This is a genomic window from Mesorhizobium sp. M0207 (genome assembly GCF_040321995.1).
Classification (GTDB): Bacteria; Pseudomonadota; Alphaproteobacteria; order Rhizobiales; family Rhizobiaceae; genus Mesorhizobium.
This window is the reverse complement of record NZ_JAMYSQ010000005.1, coordinates 144858-163295: the sequence shown is the minus strand read 5'-3', so window position 1 is coordinate 163295 and position 18438 is coordinate 144858. Positions and strand designations below refer to the sequence as shown.

Annotated in this window: 23 protein-coding genes; 9 read left to right on the top strand and 14 right to left on the bottom strand. The window is 60.8% G+C overall.

Annotated elements, in window-relative coordinates:
- Positions 1–67: 67 nt before the first annotated feature.
- The 3 genes from NKJ15_RS10685 (at position 68) to NKJ15_RS10675 (ending at position 1882) form a co-directional block, all read left to right on the top strand.
- Complete coding sequence (locus NKJ15_RS10685; protein ID WP_352815202.1) at positions 68–964, top strand: DUF7946 domain-containing protein; 897 nt, start codon at positions 68–70, stop codon at positions 962–964.
- Between the two features lie 65 nt (positions 965–1029).
- Entirely contained in the window at positions 1030–1302 is a 273-nt protein-coding gene (locus tag NKJ15_RS10680; RefSeq protein ID WP_352815200.1) for a hypothetical protein, read from the top strand.
- A gap of 319 nt (positions 1303–1621) precedes the next feature.
- Positions 1622–1882 carry a hypothetical protein gene (locus NKJ15_RS10675; RefSeq protein ID WP_352815198.1) on the top strand — a complete coding sequence of 87 codons (261 nt, stop codon included), beginning with the start codon at positions 1622–1624 and terminating at the stop codon, positions 1880–1882.
- A 769-nt stretch (positions 1883–2651) separates the two neighbouring features.
- Here NKJ15_RS10675 and NKJ15_RS10670 read toward each other — a convergent pair.
- The 3 genes from NKJ15_RS10670 to NKJ15_RS10660 all read right to left on the bottom strand — a co-directional run bounded on the left by NKJ15_RS10670 (position 2652) and on the right by NKJ15_RS10660 (position 4561).
- Complete coding sequence (locus tag NKJ15_RS10670; protein WP_352815196.1) at positions 2652–2951, bottom strand: DUF1236 domain-containing protein; 300 nt, start codon at positions 2949–2951, stop codon at positions 2652–2654.
- Positions 2952–3358: 407 nt separating this feature from the next.
- Complete coding sequence (locus NKJ15_RS10665) at positions 3359–4219, bottom strand: ATP-dependent DNA ligase (protein WP_352815194.1); 861 nt, start codon at positions 4217–4219, stop codon at positions 3359–3361.
- 129 nt (positions 4220–4348) lie between these two features.
- Positions 4349–4561 (bottom strand): KTSC domain-containing protein, encoded by a 213-nt coding sequence (locus NKJ15_RS10660; RefSeq protein WP_352815192.1) that lies wholly within the window; start codon positions 4559–4561, stop codon positions 4349–4351.
- 155 nt (positions 4562–4716) lie between these two features.
- On the opposite strand from NKJ15_RS10660, the gene NKJ15_RS10655 reads away from it, so the two are divergent.
- Together NKJ15_RS10655 and NKJ15_RS10650 are read left to right on the top strand one after the other, a co-directional pair.
- Complete coding sequence (locus NKJ15_RS10655; RefSeq protein ID WP_352815190.1) at positions 4717–5538, top strand: thermonuclease family protein; 822 nt, start codon at positions 4717–4719, stop codon at positions 5536–5538.
- 31 nt (positions 5539–5569) lie between these two features.
- On the top strand, positions 5570–5905 hold the full coding sequence (locus tag NKJ15_RS10650; protein ID WP_352577574.1) for a hypothetical protein: 336 nt from the start codon (positions 5570–5572) through the stop codon (positions 5903–5905).
- A 240-nt stretch (positions 5906–6145) separates the two neighbouring features.
- Here the strand turns inward: NKJ15_RS10650 and NKJ15_RS10640 are convergent, their stop codons facing one another.
- From NKJ15_RS10640 to NKJ15_RS10615, 6 genes are all read right to left on the bottom strand, one after another.
- Entirely contained in the window at positions 6146–6718 is a 573-nt protein-coding gene (locus tag NKJ15_RS10640) for a hypothetical protein (RefSeq protein ID WP_352815188.1), read from the bottom strand.
- Positions 6715–7554 (bottom strand): hypothetical protein, encoded by an 840-nt coding sequence (locus NKJ15_RS10635; protein ID WP_352815186.1) that lies wholly within the window; start codon positions 7552–7554, stop codon positions 6715–6717. The genes NKJ15_RS10640 and NKJ15_RS10635 overlap by 4 nt, the downstream gene beginning before the upstream one ends.
- The gene (locus NKJ15_RS10630) at positions 7554–7751 is read right to left on the bottom strand and encodes a hypothetical protein (protein WP_352815184.1); all 198 of its coding nucleotides are present in this window, start codon (positions 7749–7751) and stop codon (positions 7554–7556) included. The genes NKJ15_RS10635 and NKJ15_RS10630 overlap by 1 nt, the downstream gene beginning before the upstream one ends.
- A gap of 396 nt (positions 7752–8147) precedes the next feature.
- Positions 8148–9539, bottom strand: coding sequence for a helicase HerA-like domain-containing protein (locus NKJ15_RS10625; RefSeq protein ID WP_352815182.1), 1392 nt, complete (start codon positions 9537–9539; stop codon positions 8148–8150).
- A complete protein-coding gene (locus NKJ15_RS10620) occupies positions 9536–9856 on the bottom strand; it encodes a hypothetical protein (protein WP_352815180.1) in 321 nt (106 codons plus the stop codon). The genes NKJ15_RS10625 and NKJ15_RS10620 overlap by 4 nt, the downstream gene beginning before the upstream one ends.
- A gap of 151 nt (positions 9857–10007) precedes the next feature.
- Positions 10008–10235, bottom strand: a complete 228-nt coding sequence (locus tag NKJ15_RS10615; RefSeq protein WP_352815179.1) for a hypothetical protein — start codon at positions 10233–10235, stop codon at positions 10008–10010.
- Between the two features lie 377 nt (positions 10236–10612).
- Between NKJ15_RS10615 and NKJ15_RS10610 the strand changes: the two genes are divergently transcribed.
- A complete protein-coding gene (locus NKJ15_RS10610) occupies positions 10613–11956 on the top strand; it encodes a S49 family peptidase (RefSeq protein ID WP_352815178.1) in 1344 nt (447 codons plus the stop codon).
- Here NKJ15_RS10610 and NKJ15_RS10605 read toward each other — a convergent pair.
- Entirely contained in the window at positions 11949–12539 is a 591-nt protein-coding gene (locus NKJ15_RS10605) for a hypothetical protein (protein WP_352815176.1), read from the bottom strand. The genes NKJ15_RS10610 and NKJ15_RS10605 overlap by 8 nt on opposite strands.
- A gap of 1 nt (position 12540) precedes the next feature.
- Positions 12541–13623 (bottom strand): hypothetical protein, encoded by a 1083-nt coding sequence (locus tag NKJ15_RS10600; protein WP_352815174.1) that lies wholly within the window; start codon positions 13621–13623, stop codon positions 12541–12543.
- Between the two features lie 294 nt (positions 13624–13917).
- Between NKJ15_RS10600 and NKJ15_RS10595 the strand changes: the two genes are divergently transcribed.
- Positions 13918–15858: a hypothetical protein gene (locus tag NKJ15_RS10595; protein ID WP_352815173.1), complete on the top strand. Its 1941-nt coding sequence runs from the start codon at positions 13918–13920 to the stop codon at positions 15856–15858.
- A gap of 130 nt (positions 15859–15988) precedes the next feature.
- On the opposite strand, the gene NKJ15_RS10590 is transcribed toward NKJ15_RS10595, so the two are convergent.
- Positions 15989–16393: a hypothetical protein gene (locus NKJ15_RS10590; protein WP_352815171.1), complete on the bottom strand. Its 405-nt coding sequence runs from the start codon at positions 16391–16393 to the stop codon at positions 15989–15991.
- 2 nt (positions 16394–16395) lie between these two features.
- On the bottom strand, positions 16396–16839 hold the full coding sequence (locus tag NKJ15_RS10585) for a hypothetical protein (RefSeq protein WP_352815169.1): 444 nt from the start codon (positions 16837–16839) through the stop codon (positions 16396–16398).
- A gap of 122 nt (positions 16840–16961) precedes the next feature.
- Here NKJ15_RS10585 and NKJ15_RS10580 point away from each other — a divergent pair, with 122 nt between their 5' ends.
- Positions 16962–17258: a helix-turn-helix domain-containing protein gene (locus NKJ15_RS10580; protein ID WP_352815168.1), complete on the top strand. Its 297-nt coding sequence runs from the start codon at positions 16962–16964 to the stop codon at positions 17256–17258.
- Positions 17259–17313: 55 nt separating this feature from the next.
- On the top strand, positions 17314–17829 hold the full coding sequence (locus tag NKJ15_RS10575; protein ID WP_352815166.1) for a HEPN domain-containing protein: 516 nt from the start codon (positions 17314–17316) through the stop codon (positions 17827–17829).
- 27 nt (positions 17830–17856) lie between these two features.
- Here NKJ15_RS10575 and NKJ15_RS10570 read toward each other — a convergent pair whose 3' ends face one another.
- On the bottom strand, positions 17857–18399 hold the full coding sequence (locus NKJ15_RS10570; RefSeq protein WP_352815164.1) for a helix-turn-helix domain-containing protein: 543 nt from the start codon (positions 18397–18399) through the stop codon (positions 17857–17859).
- Positions 18400–18438 lie beyond the last annotated feature (39 nt).

Sequence of the window (18438 nt, the reverse complement as noted above, 5' to 3'; positions counted from 1 at the left end):
TTCCAAGGGTTTCCTGCGAGTATCGGCAGGTCCATGCGACATGGCATGCGACATGGGAGGGGGCTCAATGGCTGTCAATGTGAAGTTTGCCTTGTCGTTTTCAGGGAACGATGCAGAGGAAAACCAGCTGGATTTTTATGATGCTGCAGACGCTCTGACAGGATTCCAGCGTTCGCTCGCGCTTACCACACACTTGGTGCTTAACGGCGAGATTATCATCCAGGCGCCATATCTACGAGGCGCTCGAATCTTGATCAAGTCGCCTGAGCCCGGCAGCTGGAAAGTTGTGACTACTGTGGCGATGATAGCCGCCGGCGCTCATCAATTGGCGACCGCACCGCGTGACACGGTTTTAGGAAACCTCGTCGTGTCGGCGTACGACTATGTGATCAACGAAAGTCTCGGCTTCCATGTCGATTTCGACAGCACTTTGGGACAGCAATATGAAGATCTTCAACGCCAGCGACGTCCTATAGCGCCGAAGCTCACCGAATCCCAACTCGATTCCTTGGTCGAAAAGACCGAAAACTCCGTGAAGGACATGCACCGTCCGATTCATGGATCAAGGACAGCTTCTCGAGCTGACATATCATCCATTTACCGGCGCGACGTGCAAGCAATCGCATCGTTAGATGCGGAGACATACGACTATGTGCGGCTTACCACCCAGGTCGAGCACCCCCTCGAATTTATCGGCAGAGTCAGCAGCTATAACATCAATACCTTTCGGGGCCGGATCTACGTGCAGGAAGAACGTAGGCCGATCCCCTTTGAGCTCGCGGAGACCTGCCGCGACTTTCTAACCATTCAGATGATCACACACAGCCTACAAAACAATGCGCGCGATAGGCTTGCTGTGGAAGGTGAGATCCGTCTCACTGCCTTCCGTTTCGAAAGCAGCACAGGACGGTTGAAGCGTCTCTTGGTTACGAGAGTCACTCTAGCCGGAGGCGTCATGAATTGATCCGGGTCGAACCCTTGGATCAGAGATGATCGTGGATCCAAGCGCGGTGGAGGAGGGACTAACCCATGACTGATTACGTTTTATGGACCGTCAACGGACCCGAGCCCGTTGTTCTCGTCACGCTATCTCGCGACGCCGACGGCTTGAGCGCAAGCGTAGACCAGATCGGGATTGTCAACCCAAACGGTGAACAACCATGGATGCTGATTGGAGAGCCCTTCGAGATGCTTGAATGGGCGCGAGATCTCGCCTCCGAGCGCAACTGCGCCCTCCGCGTCAGATTATTACAGAAAGTCAGTTGGAATCCCGCTTGGGGCACCCTAAGCCCGCCTCCATGAGGCAGCGTGCGAAAGCTTGCATTTCATCACGTTTGCACCTCCCTCGACTTGAGCCGTCACAAATGCTCTGATCCTCCTTCCATGGGAGGGGGGCAACCATGTTTCGACTCGTCGCCGCTGCGGCGATAGCCGGCGTTCTGATGCCGACGGCATCGATCGTCATGCGCCCGGATCCGCCAATACCCTGGTCGACAATCCTGGTTGAGGGCTGCTGCAAGACGTGCTCCGCCGGCAAGGCGTGCGGCGATAGCTGCATCTCGAGGGAGAAGAACTGCCACAAGGCGCATGGGTGCGCGTGTGATGGATAGGAGGAGGAACTATGAAAAAATTCGCTTTTTTTCTGATGCTGTTCGTTTGGTGTGGCGCGGCCAGTGCTCAGGAGACCTTTGGCGGCAACGATTGCACCGAAGACTGTTCGGGCCACAAGGCTGGCTATGATTGGGCCCAGCAGAACGGGATCAGCGACGAAAGCGATTGCAGCTCAAACAGCCAATCGTTCGACGAGGGCTGCCAAACATACCTCGAAGATCCCAACCGCGGATCCGACGAGGATGACGACGGCAACGAGATTGATGACTAAGCCATGAGGGCGATTGCGGGCCATCCCATTGCAGTGGGCTTTCTGACGTTCATCGTCTCAAGGATTGGCCTATCGCCAGTCGTCGGCCACGAGGACGAGGGCGAGGTGCCGTCTTCCGTGATCGCGGAATTACCTGAATCGCCAAGCTCGCTAGTATTCACCGCGGCGGACCCCAACCCGCCCGGCCGGCGCCTATTCAGGCAAACTACCCCAACGCCCCCCAAGCGGCGCCGGCCACCTTCCCCACTACGCGAGCGCTTCAGTTCCTCGGCAGCTTGTGGATCTCCAACCTGACCGGGCCGCCTCTGTCACAGCTCGTACAGAACAGCGCCCTCTCGACCGAGCTGAACAGCGCATCTTTGCCATACCGCGGACCAGGCCGGCCGCCTTCACCTGCATGATGTGAGCAGTTTTTAAACCAGGAGGCCGGCGTGCACGTTGCCCCGCAACAATGGTATGCGACGGCACCGCGGGCTCGCCCGGTGTAACATCGCGGCCGCACAGGGCCGATCCTTGACGATCGCCAGTCGGGCGCCAGACTACCTACGATGGACGAGAATTACATTTACGGGGAAAGAACTGGCCTGCAGCTCGTTCGCATGGCGATCGAACTCACCTGTCCAGCCGGCGTACTGCCGAGCGAGGAGGCAGTGAACCTGCTATATGGACCGCTGCCGGTGCATGAGGGCGAGGCGCTGGCAAAGGCTATCATTGAGACGGTCGAGCGGCTGACCCGGAGTGCATCCGGGCCAGCGCTCCCAAGATCAGATCAGTCGTAGACCTTGACGATCTTGCGCGTGCTCGGATCCACCAGAACGGTCCGGTTGTCGACGACGACATAACGGTATTTGACGTTGGGGACTTCATGAAGCTCGACTGTATCGGGAAGAGGCGAGCCGATGTTGAGCTCCACTCCAGGAATTTTCACCGAAGCGAGCGGCTGCTTCTTCACGTATTCCTTGATGACGGTTTCCTGCTGCGGTTCGATGACCACGTCCTGGGCGGCAGCGGCACCAATGCCGGCCAGCAACAAAAATCCCGCGGCTGCGGTGGAAAGATGCATTCTCATAGCCGTCTCCTTGTTGGAATTTGCCGACGCAATCTTCATCGCGCCAAGCTCACCACAACGTGAGCCAACCAACGAACGTTCCTCGGCCGGCCTTAGGTCCTTAGACCGCCGGACCTAAGTCTGAAGCGCTAGACGTAATGGTCTGAACAAGGTGTCGCGCGGAACCGCGACATTCCTTGTCCCGTTCTTGCGAACTCATGGAGGAGAAACGGCTCATGGAAGATAGTGTCCACCAAGCCCGCTGGTTGCTTGCACCAGTTTTCGCCGTTTCCATTACATTCTTGGTGATAGGAATGGTCGCCACCTGACAAATGACACTCCAGTCCAAAGTTCGTATCTGCGCATAAAAAGTCCCTTCATGCGCTGATAGGGTCCGCCGGCCGTTGCTGGATTTGGCAGGCGGACCCTTAGTTCCCTGGGCGCTCCGGTTCGTCGCCGAAGCCTAGCAGCGAAGCGTGGCGTATGTATTTGTGCTCACCGCGCAGGTGCTTGATCCGCAGCTTCACGCCTGGCCCAACCCACTGCGTTGCCGGTCGCTTCTTGACGCCCTCCGGAGGTGGGCCGGCATGGTCCTTGACCCGCTTCCACAGCCGTTCCTTCATGTCGCGCCCCAAGCTGATGAAGGCCGAACCGACATATTGTCCGGTGCCGGGCTTCGCCAGCAAGGCGAATGCCGCCTTGCCCGGCTCGCGCTCGACACCCATCAGTTCGTATTCCTGGACTGTGAAGCTCTTGGTCTTCAGCCAATTCGTCGTCGGGCCGCTGCGATACGGGCTGTCGGCTCGCTTGGAGACGATTCCCTCGAGCCCCGCCTGGTCGGCGAGATAGAAGATCGCCTTGGGGTCTCCGGGTATGGCTTCGCTGAACTGGATCCTGCTGTTCGGCTTGATGATGCCGAACAGAAGCTCCCGGCGTGCCTTGCAACCGATGTCGCGCAGATCGTGGCCGTCGAGATGCATGATGTCGAAGGCGCCGAGGATCGTGGCGTAGGGATCGCTGTGGACGGCCTTCTGCAGCGCGTCGAAGTCGGGCAGCCCGGCCTTATTGGTGACCACCGCCTCACCCTCGAAGATCGCGTTCTCGACGTCGAGCTCACGCGCGGCTTCAACGAGGCCGGTGAATTTGCTGGTCCAATCGGCGCCGGACTTGGTGAAGACGCGGATATCCTCGGGGCTGTTGATGACGACCTGAGCGCGGTAGCCGTCGAGCTTGATCTCGTGAATCCAGTGTTCGCCCTCGGGCGGCTTTGCGACCAGCTTGGGCTCCATAGGCGGTATAAACTCGAGCCGGCCGGAGCCGTCAGTCGACCTCTTACTCACGACAAAGGGTCTAGGTCTTGGTACGCCCGAACACATCGCTCGAACGGAGGATGCTAGACCCTCCCCCTGCAAGGGGCATCACCGGTCGTCGGTAGCAACAAGCCGGTAACGGAAGTGATTGCGGATGTGATCGTTGAAGTAGCGACCCTTCGCGAATGCGGCCCGGAACGCGGCAAAGGTTTCCGGCGGCACGTCCTCAAATTGGTATCGTTTGCCGCTGGCGACAAACCAGACAGAGAGGATTCTTCTGTCGGGATCGTATTCCGTTTTGCGTATTGAGGTGGAGGGCATGACGGCCGCTCGATTTGAAAAGCAACTAACGAGCGGAGAGGCCGTCGCGTTCCTGATCAGGCGCGGTGCGCCGCAGGCCAAGAGGCCCGACCGCCGTCGGGCTCTAGACTTGGCCCTCAATTAGAAGCACTCTGCCCCTCAAGAGGAGACAGGGGTTGGGCAAGTCTCGCTATAGTGGTCGAACCGACCAGTGGCGAATGCGTGAGCTGGGGCGCCTGCGCCAACTGGCCGCCGTTCCGAAGCGGCTCGTGTTCGTGACCTTGGCCGCAATGGCAGCCTATGCGACGCAGCTCGTTATGCAGCACGGCGATCGAGCCCCCGACCTCAACCTATCTCACTGGAGCGGGCCGACACCGGCGCCGATCGCTGGTGTCGCCTCAGTCATCGACGGCGACACGATCGAGATCCACGGTCAACGGATTCGTTTCAATGGCATCGATGCGCCAGAGAGCCGACAGTACTGCGGCGACGCGAAGGGCGTCGAGTATCCCTGCGGGCGTCGGGCCGCTAACGCGCTGGACACGTTCCTGGCCGCCTCGAGGCCGGTGCATTGCAGTTTCGTCACTTGGGACCGCTACGGCCGTTTTGTTGGCGACTGCCGTCGCGCCGACGCCGCTAGCGTCGCCGGTTGGATGGTGGAGCACGGCCAAGCGCTAGATTGGCCCCGCTATAGCCACGGTGCCTATGCAGCGCAGCAGGCCAAGGCAGAGGCGGCGAAGGTCGGTATATGGGCCGGGACATTCCAGGCGCCGTGGGATTGGCGAGCCGAGCACGCAGAAAAGACGCAGCCGGCGATCAGCCAACCGCTCGGCATCATCAGCAAACCGCAAGTGGCGCAGAGCTACTCATGCCAGCCGCGGCGGACGTGCTCGCAAATCAGCTCGTGCGACGAGGCTCGATGGTATCTCAGCAACTGTCCATGGGGCCGCAAGCTGGATCGTGATGGCGACGGAGTTGCATGCGAAACGCTTTGCTAGAGGGCTCGAGCGCGGGGAGAAGGCGGAGCTGATGGATAACAACGGCGGAGGTTTGCTCTTCGTAATTGCCGCGGTGGGTGCTTGGTTCGCCTTCGGCGATCCGCCGCGAACGGTCGCGGGCTGGTGGTGGAAAGAAACTTCAGCTCCCTGGGAGACTGTGGATGCCTTCTTCTACCCTGACCGCAACAACCTTTATGTAGTGCAAGAGCAGGGCGGCTTGAAGAACCTCCAAGCGTGCCGAGACTGGGTCAGCGCGGCGGCATACGCCAACAACGACCCGACCATGAGCCGGTCGGACTATGAGTGTGGGCTCGGAAAGGCGAAGCCGTACGGAACGCTGAAGGTCTATCGAAACACGGTTCGATGATGGCAGTCAGTGCGGCGCACCGCCAGATGCGTCTCCCAAGCCCGGAAACTCGCTCGGGTTCGTTCTCGGGATCGATGTGCAGCACGAATCCGGCCACGTCGCGCCAATCCGCATCTTCCGGCCGCGGCATCGAGGAAGTGGGAGCCTCGTCGGCAACATCCGGATCAAGGGGAGGTGCGCGCATCGATAGGGCGAGTGGCTGGCGGACGCAAAAGGGGGCGCGTCCGTCACACCGACGTCCTATCGGACTGGAAACTTCAATGCTCCGTCACGCTTGCTTTGTTCTTCTATCTCTTCGCGCCGGGTCTGGAAGGCACTCTGTACCGCCTGACGAAATTGTGGCTGCCAAGCCTCAACCTCCTTCCGCAGGGAGTCCAACGCTCCGCTGACCCTTTCGACGAACCGGTCGACCCCGGCCTGCACCTGGCCGTCATCGGGTAGCGTCAGCAACAGGCTGTCGTGCCGTATCTCAGCTCGCAGGCCCAAGGGCGAATGCGATGGGGTCACACGAAATCCATCTTCATCCCCCCTGAAGGGTATCGTCACGTCCATAAAAGCGACTGACCGCATGAAGCGACCACCCCAGCCGTCACTATCTTCACGAGATTCTTCTCTCCGTGCACCGTCGATCGCTGATACGACCAGCTCGGGCACGACCAGCACTTGCTTTGCCGCAAGGCCGTCGAGCGTTTTTGCAATGTTGGGGTCCAGAATGTCTGCCCTGCTCATCTGATTGATGATCTGGACAGCTTGTCTGGCTCTCACTGTGGCCACTTGATGCCAACTCACTTTGTGGAAGAGATGTTCGCTCATGCTGCCTTCTCCTCAACAGCATCAGGCCGGACAAATTCCTGATACTCGATTTTTGCGGTGATCTCGTTCATGGCGTAGTGGACAAATTGCCGACCCAGATCCGTCAGTTCATAGGACTCTGTTTCGTCGAACGCTGATTTCGCTGTTCGCGACCCATTACCCGAGGTGGTGCGCGTCGGCCGACGCTTCACGAAATTGCCAGCTCCGTCCGTCTCTCGCTGCTGCCTGATTACACCGCCGGTGCTGAGATCCCGGACAAGAAGCTTAAAAAGGTCGGCCTCGGCAGAATCCTCTCGCACTGAAGGCTTGCCGAGATTGTCCCAAATCTCTCCTCTCGAAATAGCGGGATTGCGGTAGATTTCGCCAATCACCTCGAAATGGAAATCAGAGTAGAGGTTTATCCAATCGATAAAGAGCCGCACAACATCGTCAGACGTGGTTTTAGCGGCAGCAGCGTTGGCCAGAATGTTGCGGATGCGCTGCCGCTTGTACTCGGTGTCGATCGACGACCAATTGCGAAATGCCTTCTTCAAGAGCGATTGATACTCTGGTGATTCGATGCGCTCGGTGACCTTTTCGTCCTTCATGTCCAGGCGTGCGACAACCTCCGCGATGGTTTTTCCCTTTTCGCGAAGTTCGTCCTCAAGCATTTGAAGCCACTGTCGAATGACATTGGTTGCGTGTTCCTGCTCCTCTGCGGACCAATGCCCGGCGGCGGCGGAAAGGAAGCTTCCCACAAACGGGATGCCTCCCGCAGCGTTCATTGCAGTCCTGGACCACTTCTTGACTGACGACGCGTCCAGCGCCGTCTTGTCGATCTCTTCCGCTTTTTCCATCAGGCCGCTGTCCTTTTTTCGGCAGCGATCTTCTCGCTGCCAACATGTTTCCGGCCCTTGAGCACGTCGTTAACGCGACCAGGATTAACCCGGTAGTCGGCGGCGATGTGGTGCTGGTAGTCGCCGTTCGAATGCCGCACCCAAATCTCGACTGCGTCATCAAAGGTCAATTGGTATGGGGGATCGTTCTCATTCATTGGTCCATGCCTTCTATCGGCCTGGATGGCTTGACAGCGAGTCGAATGAGGGTATGTATCCCCTGTCACCAAACGACTGGCCGCAAGCCATCCAAGACTTTGCGGTTACCGACACGGAGCCGGGGTCGCGAGCCCCGGCTTTGTCGTTTCGGACAGCTGGAATAATTTCCCACTGCGCTATCGATATGAAGGTCGCTGTTTCTCAGAGTCAAGGCGACGACGAAAAGCACCAACCGCTATTTGCGAGGGTGCTAAAAAAACTCTAAGAATCAAAGGCTTGATTGGTCTCCTCCCAACAGCCTGCCTGCAGGTTTTTCGCAGAACACGTCGATCGTAACGTGATTCTGGGCACCTCGTCTACATTGTGCGCCGCACAATCCACAAAGGTTGATTCGGCTAGAGCACGCCGGCCATCTTCAATCCGATCGCCGCTACCGCACCCCATGCGGCGATCTCAAACAGCCGACGTTTAGCACCCTTGCCAGGCTCCGCACTGATGTCGATCGACGGGACGTGCTTCAGGTAGAGGTTTGCCTCAGGTGCCGCGGTGCCTTCCGGTCCAGGATCTATCCCCCTCGCCTCCATCATGCGCCGGCTGAACGCCCGCCCTGCGGCGTTCTCGTCCAGCCCGGCATGGTATTTCTTCCGCAAGGGTGTCGACTCGAGCACGACCTGGCGCTCCTCATCTGAAATCGATCCTACCTGCCCGGCCGGCATGATCACCTGGACCTTCTCGACCTCGCTCGGCACGTTGTCCTCGCCGATCACCGAGATTAGCGCCTCGCCAATCTTCAGCGTCGGCAGTTCCTCTCGAGTCTTGAAGCCCTTGCGCGGCCGGATGGTATCGGCCGCCGCCTTGATCTTCTTCAGCGATTCCGCGGTGTGAGCGCGCATGGCGTGCAGGATCCGCGTCCCGAGCTGTTCCAGGACCGCCGCCGGCACGTCGGTCGGCGATTGCGTGACGAAGAACACGCCCACGCCCTTGGACCTCACGAGGCGGACAAGCCGCTCGATCTTCTGCAGCAGGTGCTTCGGCGCGTCGGCGAACAAAAGGTGCGCCTCGTCGAAGAAGAACACGAGCTTAGGCTTCGGCAAGTCGCCGGCCTCGGGCAGTTTGCGGAAGAGCTCGGACAGCAGCCAGAGCAGGAACGTGGCGTAAAGCTTTGGCGCCTCGAGCAATTGGTCGGCATGCAGCAGGTTGATGTTTCCCCCCTCCGCGTCGATCGCCATCAGATCGAGGATATCGAACGGCGGCTCGCCGAACAGGCGATCGCCACCCTGCGCTTCCAGCGCCAGCAAATTGCGCTGAATGGCTGCGATCGAAGCAGCGGTGACATTCCCGTATTTCCGGCAAACATCCTCGCGCTCCTCGATCATGTCGTTGAGTGACCAGCGCAGATCGTCCAGCGTCAGCATGTAGGATTGCTCATCCTCCGATTTGCGGAACACGATCTCCATTGCGCCTTCCTGCGCCTGGTTCAGCCCGAGCATGCGCGCCAGCAGGCCAGCGCCCATGTCCTGCACGCTCGTCCGCACCGGCAGCCCATGGCGGCCGAAGATGTCCCAGAAAGCGACGGGCGCAGCGGTGGCGACCCCTGAAAGGTCGCCCTTGATGTCGGCGGCGAAGACGGGAACGCCGGCGGCGCTGAATTGCTCGGCAAGGCGTTGCAGTGTGACGGTCTTGCCCGTGCCGGTGGCGCCGGTCACCAGGCCATGTCGATTGGCCAGGCGGAGCGGCAACGCGACAATTGCGCCGGCGGCAGTGCGGCCGATATCGATCCTGCTCATGATGCTGCTTCCTCCTGGACCCGCGGCGCCTCGAGCGCGCCGGAGAACGAACTGGCGTCCCAGCCGCCAGCAAAGAGCTTCTCGAACTTTGCCACCTTCGACGGGCTGGCGATGTAGGCCCGCTCCCGGCCGGACCAACGGCAATTCAGGCCGTCGCCGATCAGGCGAGCGGCCCGAGTTTTATAGCCTGTCGACGAAGGGCAGCGGACCGCGAGCATGCCTTTGGCATACCGAGCGCGGCCGATCGAATAGCTGCCCTGGAGCGTCGAAACGACGTGCGCGAAATCAGCATGTGCGATATAAGATTGGTCATCCATTGCGAGTTCCCTCCATGAACTTCGTTGGAAGGCCCTGTCTGGAGTTGCCGCTCTTGGCAGGGCCGTTTTGCATCGAAATAGTCGCACGAATGCCAGTGTTTCGCAAACGGAAAACCGCCAAAACGGCAATAAAAGCAACGCCTTAGATCGATCAGGCAGCCTTGTCGTATGGCTGCTGGGCAGTGCCCTTGAATGTCGCCACCAGGTCAGCCTCCTCCACGATACCGGCCTTGAACAGCGTCACAATCGTGGCGGCGTGCGCCTCACGTTCCCTCGCTGATGCGCCCTCTGGCAAGGTCGTATCCAGGACGCGGCACAGCAGCTCGAGGTCACTCGGTTTGAAGATGCCGGCACCAGCTGCTCGGTCTTTCAGGCTCATGCACGCTCACTCACAATCACAGGCCACGGCGGCCCGGCCCCATAATGCGCAAGCTGGCGTCTGGTTGCGCACGCTGCGCTGCGGCGCGCGCTCGGCCGGCCGTAACGCGACACGGCGGATGTCGTGCTTGCTCCCGTAGTGCTCTGGCTGCCAAGCTGTGCCCTGCAGAAAACGCATCAAGGGACCGTATCAACGCCTCGCCGCCAGCGGAGCGCAGCCCCGCGGATATTCGCTGACCTTATTTTGCATAAGGGCCTTCCTCTTCCAATTAGCGCAAAGCTGCACGAATCACGCACCTCTCAGCGGCAATTCGCAACAAATTGATGATTTCTGCCCATAATCGTGCGATTCTCGATCATCGAAGGAGAACCAACACGATGCGAGCCTATGACAGTGCAATGTCGGCGCCTTGGGCGATGCTGCCCGAGCACGTCGAAACCCTGCTGACGATCGCTGCCCGCGAGCACGATCCGCAGGCCCTCGAGGCATATCGTGCGAACCGCGCCGATCGCGGTGAGCGGCTGGGTATTCGTGACAATGTTGCGATCCTCAACATCGCTGGGCCGATGTTTAAAAGGGCAAATCTTTTCGTCTCATTCTCCGGCGCGACGTCGTACGAGATCCTGCGGCGCGATCTGCAGACGGCAATGGACGACAAGGCAGTCGACGCCATCATTCTGAGCATTGACAGTCCTGGCGGCGAGGCATCCGGTTGCGATGAACTCGCCGCCGCTATCTACGCGGCGCGCGGACGCAAGCCGATCACGGCCTATGTCAGCGGCATGGCTTGCTCGGCGGCGTACTGGCTGGCCGCCGCCGCCGATCGCATCGTGGTGAGCGACGCGGCCATTCTGGGCTCAATTGGCGTTGTGCTGGGGATTACCGACAGGAGCAAAGCGGACGAGCGCGCCGGGATCACTCGGATCGAGTTCGTCTCGTCGCAATCTCCCGACAAGCGTCCGAACCACGGAACCGACGTTGGCCGCGCTCGGATCCAGAAGACCGTCGACGACCTTGGCGACGTGTTCGTATCTGCGGTCGCCAAATACCGCGGCGTCAGCAAAGCCACCGTGCTCACGGGCTTCGGCCAGGGCGGTGTCGAGATCGGCGCCAATGCGGTCAAGCGGAAGATGGCCGACGAGGTCGGACAGTTCGAAGCGACCCTCCGTGGCCTGTCAGCCAGCGGCAAGGCCACCAGGGGCGTTCGCCCAGCTCTTACCGGCTCTTTGCCGCCGGCCGGGCCTTCGCTGGCCCTGGCGGCCGCGCCAGCGGCCTGGCCGGCCTCCGCGGACGTCAACGCGGCGCTTACAGCTGCCGAGGTCAGCTCCTATCAGTCGATGGGATTATCGCCGGAGCAAATCGCAACGATTGCGGACGCGAAAGGCAAAGGCGCCCAGGCATTTCGGCAACGGTACAGCGCCCTCTCGGCACTGGACGACAGGATGGCCGTCCCGAAGCTGCATACGTACCTTCTCAACGAGACGGACGTGCCGACCGATCAGGCGGCGAAGATCCTGAAGGCGGCGAAGGAAGATTTGCAGGCGCTCTCTCTGGTGATCGCGGTTGATCCAGCTGAGGCGTACATGTCGCGAAAGGCTAAGGCGGGTGGCCTAGGGCTCGAGAGTCATGCCGACTTTCGACAGCCGGACGGCGCGTCTGCGCCGAGCAGCGCGAGCAGTTGGGCGACTGCGGTCGACCAGGTGAACGCGAACTTCAGATAGTTTTGGCCTTCACCGGCTTTGGGTTGAAGCGATCGTCGACGACGGCCTGGTAGAGGTCGTCGTCGAGCACTGACACGATGATCCGGCGCAGGAATTCGTCAGGCGCGATCCCGACTTGCTTCGCTCTCTTTGTGAGCTTTGTTCGCGGGCCAAAGCCCAGCGCCACAGGCATAATCGAACAGCGCTGCCCCCTCACTTCCGGGAGAGGAAGGCCCCAACGGCGCCACTGCCCGCGGACTGTGTCCTTGCTCGTACCATCGCGAAGGATGCGCTCGATCTCGCCTGACGTGTACCCTCTGCCGGTCAGGTAGCCGACATAGGCGCACTTTGCGTTCGACCAACTCAAAAGTGGCCAAGGCGCCTTATATCGGTCGGTGTGGAAGCGCTTGCCTTTCCCGAGCGGCTTAGATGCCGGGGCGTCGTAGTAGTGCCGGAATTTGATTTCTCCGTCGGCAGCGCCGTCGATTAGCGTTGCCGTGGTCGGCTTGAGCGATGGGGCTTCGACTACCTTGCGTGTCGGCAGCGTCTCGTTGACCGTATGCCGCCGTGCTGCGCGCGCTTGTCTGCGGAGCCTAAACTTCACCTCACGCCGTCCTCCACACGTCGACGCTAGTGTAGAGTTCCGACTCGCCGGAGGCGGCGGCTACGCCAAATCCGGCCGTGTTGCTGGTTGCGGCAGCCCAATGCTCGATCCGGTGCGCCTTGCCGGCGAGAGCCGTTCCCCAGCCAACCGAGTCGGTTTGTTGGTGCGGGTCAGTATCGGCCACAGCGCTAGAGCCGGAGGCGACGATAACCCCGTCTGTGACGTTGAAGAGCCTGGCCACATGGCGATTGACGCCCCACGCGGGCGCGCGCCACCGCACCCTGCAATTCACCGAAGGCGTGAATTCGTCGCCGGCGAGCGTGATGATGCCAGTGGGGTCATAGGCCTTGGTGTTCAAGGTTCGCGGCCGAAACGCGCCTTGGACGAAGCTGCCGCCAGCGACACCCGAAAGCTTGCGGTCCTCGAGCACCGCATCGGCGGCGCCGCCGCCGGCGGCTATGGCTGCATCCTTCAAGTCGATCGCGCGCCAGGTCCGCTGGACGGTGTCGATGATGGCGCGTGCCAGCGCCTGCGTCCCGTCAGCTTTCGTCGCCTTGCCGGCGAGCAGCGTCATCATGGAAGTCGCGAAGTTCGGGTCGTCGCCGAGCGCCGCCGCCAATTCGTTCAGCGTGTCGAGTGTGCCGGGCGCCGACGCGACCAGCGCGGCGATTGCCGTGTTGACCTCCGCCTTGGAGAAGACGTCCAGCGTCGTGCGGGCCGCGCCCGCCGAGTTGTTGAGCAGCAGCGCTCGGATGTAGGACGACACCTGGAACGACAGGCGGGCGTCGTCGATGATACCGACGATGCTCGAGGCGTTGACGATCGACGGCGAGAACGACAGCACGGCCGCTGCCACAAAGGCAGTGGTGGCAAGCCGCGTGCTGTTGTTGCCGGGATCCTGCGTCGGCGCTGTCGGCGCGCCCGTAAAGGCCGGACTGTTGAGCGTGGCCCGCAAAGCCAGCGCGGCAAACGCGGCGGCGACGTCGACGTCGATCGCGCCAAGGGCGGATACGATCTTGTCGAATGATACGCTGAGGTTGGCCTTGACCGGCAGTTGGTAATTGCGGTTCGGAGTCGTTGCCATGCTTACAGACCTCGATCAATGTGTCGGACGCAAAGATTCCGCGTTGATGGCGAATTTTTTACATTAAATCGTTAATTGCGGCTATAATTCCGGTGGTTTCTACTGAGATACCGCTTTCTTCTGAAAGGAATCTTCATGGCACGCACGTTGATTGGTCGCTTACAGCTCGTCGTGCAGGCGATGGGACTTGGCGAGGTCAAGAAGGTCGAGGGCGCCATGTCCTCGATCGAGAGGGCGGCCAAGCGCCTGTCGTCTGCCCAATGGGGGCAGAACTTCCAGCGGCAGCTCGAGAAGATGGCGCTCGGCGCCCGCGAACTTGATGCGGTTCGGAAGTCATGGAACGGCCTTCAACGCGATATCGCATCGCGCGGCCTGACCGCTGCGCTCAAGAAATCCGAGATCTCCGCGTGGAAGACGGCCACCATCGGGCAGTTTGCCGCGGTGCGCTCGAGCATGCGCCAGACCGAAAAAGAGGCACTTCGGATCGGTCGAGCCCTGAAGGGCGCCCTGCGTCCTGCTTACGTGATGGCGGGAGGATACACCGGCACCTACATGGCCGGAACATGGGGTCGGGAAGCGCTCAACGCGGCCTCCGAAGCACAGCGCGTCCGAGCCGAAGCAAAATTCGCCGGCCTCTCCGGGAGCGAGCAATCCCAAATCACTTCCCGCGCCGAAGAGCTTTCCGGAAAGTACCGATTGGCGCTGTCCGACGTCTTGGACATGTTGAAGGAAACCACCCTTTCAATGCCGAATGTCGATGCCGCGCTAAAGGTCTCCGACGCCAACGCCCGGGCTCAACTCCTCCTCGACAACACATTCGGTAGTGGCGCCGGCGACCAGGGCGTCCGGGCCTTCGCAAAATCCATGGATCTTCTCGAGCGGCTGGACCCTAACCAGTACATCTCGATGCTCGACGGCTTCGTGAAGATGCAGCAAATCCTGGGAAAGGACATCGATCCGAGCTCCTATTACGAGGCGGTGAAATACAGCCGCACCGGCGGCAAGGTCGGATCCGACGAATTCATGTCGACCTATCTGCCGATGCTGATCGCGGAGACCGGCGGAGCGAACGCCGGCAACAGCATCCGCGCCGGGTTCGATCAGTTCGTTATCGGGCGCGCCTCAAAGCAGGCGCTCGCCGCGCAAGAGAGCTACGGGCTTCGCAAAGACGGCAAGCTCGTTGGCCAAGATGAGTTCGGCGCCAACCCGATCAAATGGATCTACGACGTCCTGCTTCCTCAGCTTGAGAAACAAGGCGTCGACACTCAGGACAAGACTGAACTTGCGCGCGTTGTCGGGCAGCTCTCGTCCAATCGTCTGTCGAGCGACGAAGTGATCGGCGCCATCCTCAACATGCAACAGGTTTTCCGGTATCTTGATAAGCGGGTTCCGAACGCGGCCGGCCTATCGGCCGCCGACGATGTTCAGAAGCTCAACCCTTTTGCCGCGTACTCCGGCTTCAAAGGCAGCCTGGCCAATCTGTCGGTCGCCGTATTGCCGATGGAAGCGATCGGCGCCGGACTCAACCGTTTCGCCGACTACATCAACGCCTTCACGGCGAAGGTTCGCGAGGGCGATCCGGCCGTCTTGGGTGCAAGCGGTGCGCTAGGGCTTGGTGTCGCTGGCCTCGGGGCATGGAAGACTGGGACAGCAGTGTACGGCCTGATCACTGCCGGGACGAACCTCAACGTCGCCGCGGCAGCCCTGCAGGCCGCAGCCGTCGCCCAAGGCGGCGGTGGCGTAGTTGGCGGTGCAGCTGCAGGCGCCGCTGGCAAGAAGGGCATCGGTGCCATGCTGATGAACCCGTGGGCGTTAGGCGCTCTAGTGGGTGGCGCTGCCGTCTGGAAATTCATTCACGACACCTCGGCTTCGAATGCGAGGGACAATCGCATGCCGCCACCAAGGACATATTCGCAGGGAGCCACACAGGACCGCGACAACTATCACCGGATGTACGACGGCATTCCGTGGGAGGGCGGTATGCACCGCGCCGGCCGCGGCGCAGGTCCGATGCCTGGCGTTGCGGAAGCGAAACAGGCCGGGCAAGAAATGGAAAATGCGCTTTCGCCGACCGGAAAGCCGACGGTCGACGTCAGCGCCCTGCAGCAAGCCGTAGCCCTTGCTCAACAGTTCCTCGCCTTGATGAACAAGGCCATGGGAGCATCGAAGAACGCGGCCGGCACGGTCGACGCCCAGATCCGCCGCGCGCACAGCGACTTCGGGGTCGCGCCCTAAAGGCCTGTCCGGTGTTTGTCCCGGAAAAGTCCGGGTTTTGTCCGGGTTTTGTCCGAAACGGCGGCGCGCTCAGCGCCCGCCGCCGCGGTTTGCGAGCTCTCCGATTTGGCGAAGCGGGATTCGCGGATAGTCAGGCGGCGAGCGATCGCAGCAGTTCGATCGCATTGTCGGCCATCCGCACGCCTTCTTCGTCGACCTCTATCGTCGAGAGCAGGTAGCGCGCCTTTGCGGCTACCTCGCCCATGTCGACCGGCCGGTAATCGCGCAGCGCCTGGAATGCTTCCCATTCCGCGTCGCTCGCATCCTCCTGCACGACCCGCCAAGTTGGAGCGCCGCCAGCTTTCTCCAGTTTTTCGAACGCCTCGTCGTATAGGACAGTCGTCGCGGTCAGCGACGCCCTGGCGGCGCGGTGGGCGTCGATCAGTTCTTGGACACCCGATGCAGCGTCCGCAGCACTTCGCGCGCGTCCTGGACCCGCTGTGGCAGGAATGGCGGCCAATGCGCCGAGTAAGGTGCGGCGAGTGAGTTTGGACATGTTCACGCCTCCGCTTCGAGATAGGCCAGGGCGGCATTGAGGAGCGGCGGAAGCATGCCGGACTGCGGAAAGTCCCCGATCTCAGTGAGAACAAGCCGCAGCGCCGCGGTGGCCCCTTGGCGTGACACTGCAGGCCGCGTCCATTCCTCAATGTCGCGCATCGGCGGAGAATAGGTGACATCCGCAAGGGCATCCAGTGCCTCGTCGTCACGGTTGCCGCGAGATCCGCATTGGTAAGCATCGCAGCCGGCTCGGTAGCGCTCGATCAGATCTAGCAGGGGATCGAGTTCGGTCGCCGCGCGCCGCGGGCTCGGGCCGATGTCCTCCGGAGACGCAAACGCGGCCCCGGGAGCCAGCGCGGCAGGAATGGCTGCAATTCCGCCCATTACGGAGCGGCGGGTGATTTTTGGCAAGCCTTCGGCGGCTGCCCGAAACGAGTTCGACATGATATTCCCCCCTACGGGATCGACAACAGGGATTGTTGGCGTGCAAGCGAAGTTGCGGCGTCATTCACTTCGTGTCAATATGTTTCATATAGTTCTGCTCAAAATAATGGGGGACGAAAATCATGATGCCGCAACAATGTCGAGCTGCCCGCGCGCTCGTCGGTTGGTCGCAGCAGCAGCTAGCCGACGCTGCATCAGTGGGGGTAGCCACCATCCGGGTGTTCGAAGGTGGCGGATCCGAGCCGCGAAGCGCCACCTTGCAAGTGCTATGCCTCGCCCTTGAGGCCGCCGGTGTAGTGTTTTTGGGCGACGGCGATTGCGTCGAGGGCGGACCAGGTGTGAGGCTCAAGAAAATGTTGCCGCGTGCCACTCTGTTGCCAGGCGGGGAAGCCGGCATCATCCAAAACAACGAGATGTAGGAGCGGAATCGAATGGCCGAGTTCCGAGAACGAGCTGGCGTGAGGCTCAAGGCTCGTGACTAAGCCGGCGGCCATTGAGATGCCACAGCCGCTCGGGAACTTCGCGCACGAGCTGTTTGAGCGAGCGGCTGAATACCTGGAGGCTTTCGCCATCCTCGCGGACGACGCCCGCCCGAAGCGCTATTACGCGAGCTATTTCCTGCTCGTCCATGCGCTCGAGCTTTTCCTAAAGTCATATCTTGCCGCGAAGGGAGAACCAAAGGTGACAATCCGGCGCTTGGGCCACGAGCTGAAAGACATTTTCACACTGTGTGAAAAGCTCGGAATCCCGGCGGCGGCCGAACTGAAGAGTTTCACCCTGCATATGCAGGAGATGAACCGCGATCACGATTTTCGATATCCTTCAGGCTACAATCTCAACGTGCCCCGGCCGACAGAATGTATTCGCACCGTCGACGCGCTGAGAGAGGCCATCTTCCCGATAGTGAACAGCGCCGCTCTGATCGCGCAGTTGAACTTTGCGGCTGACACCCATCATCTCAAAGGGAAGAAGATCGTCTGGTCAGATTGACGGCCGCGGCGATAAACGCCACCGCCATCAGAGAACAGGCTTGGCCTGCTCAGCCTTCTTTCTCAGGCGCTCGGCTTTCCGTGTTTCCACTCCCTCGGCATAAAGCCGACGTCTTTCTGCAGCTCTTTCATGCATCGCTTGTTTGGCTCGAGCGCGCTCTTCGCGCGCGGCCACGGCCGCGTTCCAAGTCGCCATGGCTCGAGCAGTCTGCTCCACCTCGCGCCGGTCACGGTCTATTTCAGCTGACCTCTTATACGCGTAGCTTCCAAACGGCTTGTTGTACGGCGTGACCCTAGTCTTCCTTGCCTCGATAAACGCCTCGATGTCGGTCGGATGGTAGCGACGCGACACCCTTGACCACCGGCCGACGTTTACGAAGGGAATCTCTCCCGCCATCGTCAGATCTGTTAGTTGGCGAATTGAAATCGCCAGCATAGCGGCCGCTTCGCGGGGCTTGATTAAGACACCTGGCATTCCCTGTCCCTCGCTTCGGGAACTCGGCGGCGCCCCCGAAATGAACTGCACGGCCGCCGCCGCGTGTCCTTCCGAGAGCCCACGATCGGGCAGCATGTGGAATGTCTCATAAAAGCATGATCGTCCGGGCAGCGC

Coding starts and splice junctions, on each gene's coding strand:
- NKJ15_RS10685 (WP_352815202.1), top strand. CDS start 68: ATGGCTGTCAATGTGAAGTTTGCCTTGTCGTTTTCAGGGAACGATGCA.
- NKJ15_RS10680 (WP_352815200.1), top strand. CDS start 1,030: ATGACTGATTACGTTTTATGGACCGTCAACGGACCCGAGCCCGTTGTT.
- NKJ15_RS10675 (WP_352815198.1), top strand. CDS start 1,622: ATGAAAAAATTCGCTTTTTTTCTGATGCTGTTCGTTTGGTGTGGCGCG.
- NKJ15_RS10670 (WP_352815196.1), bottom strand. CDS start 2,951: ATGAGAATGCATCTTTCCACCGCAGCCGCGGGATTTTTGTTGCTGGCC.
- NKJ15_RS10665 (WP_352815194.1), bottom strand. CDS start 4,219: ATGGAGCCCAAGCTGGTCGCAAAGCCGCCCGAGGGCGAACACTGGATT.
- NKJ15_RS10660 (WP_352815192.1), bottom strand. CDS start 4,561: ATGCCCTCCACCTCAATACGCAAAACGGAATACGATCCCGACAGAAGA.
- NKJ15_RS10650 (WP_352577574.1), top strand. CDS start 5,570: ATGGATAACAACGGCGGAGGTTTGCTCTTCGTAATTGCCGCGGTGGGT.
- NKJ15_RS10640 (WP_352815188.1), bottom strand. CDS start 6,718: ATGAGCGAACATCTCTTCCACAAAGTGAGTTGGCATCAAGTGGCCACA.
- NKJ15_RS10635 (WP_352815186.1), bottom strand. CDS start 7,554: ATGGAAAAAGCGGAAGAGATCGACAAGACGGCGCTGGACGCGTCGTCA.
- NKJ15_RS10630 (WP_352815184.1), bottom strand. CDS start 7,751: ATGAATGAGAACGATCCCCCATACCAATTGACCTTTGATGACGCAGTC.
- NKJ15_RS10625 (WP_352815182.1), bottom strand. CDS start 9,539: ATGAGCAGGATCGATATCGGCCGCACTGCCGCCGGCGCAATTGTCGCG.
- NKJ15_RS10620 (WP_352815180.1), bottom strand. CDS start 9,856: ATGGATGACCAATCTTATATCGCACATGCTGATTTCGCGCACGTCGTT.
- NKJ15_RS10615 (WP_352815179.1), bottom strand. CDS start 10,235: ATGAGCCTGAAAGACCGAGCAGCTGGTGCCGGCATCTTCAAACCGAGT.
- NKJ15_RS10610 (WP_352815178.1), top strand. CDS start 10,613: ATGCGAGCCTATGACAGTGCAATGTCGGCGCCTTGGGCGATGCTGCCC.
- NKJ15_RS10600 (WP_352815174.1), bottom strand. CDS start 13,623: ATGGCAACGACTCCGAACCGCAATTACCAACTGCCGGTCAAGGCCAAC.
- NKJ15_RS10595 (WP_352815173.1), top strand. CDS start 13,918: ATGGCGCTCGGCGCCCGCGAACTTGATGCGGTTCGGAAGTCATGGAAC.
- NKJ15_RS10590 (WP_352815171.1), bottom strand. CDS start 16,393: ATGTCCAAACTCACTCGCCGCACCTTACTCGGCGCATTGGCCGCCATT.
- NKJ15_RS10585 (WP_352815169.1), bottom strand. CDS start 16,839: ATGTCGAACTCGTTTCGGGCAGCCGCCGAAGGCTTGCCAAAAATCACC.
- NKJ15_RS10580 (WP_352815168.1), top strand. CDS start 16,962: ATGATGCCGCAACAATGTCGAGCTGCCCGCGCGCTCGTCGGTTGGTCG.
- NKJ15_RS10570 (WP_352815164.1), bottom strand. CDS start 18,399: ATGCTGCCCGATCGTGGGCTCTCGGAAGGACACGCGGCGGCGGCCGTG.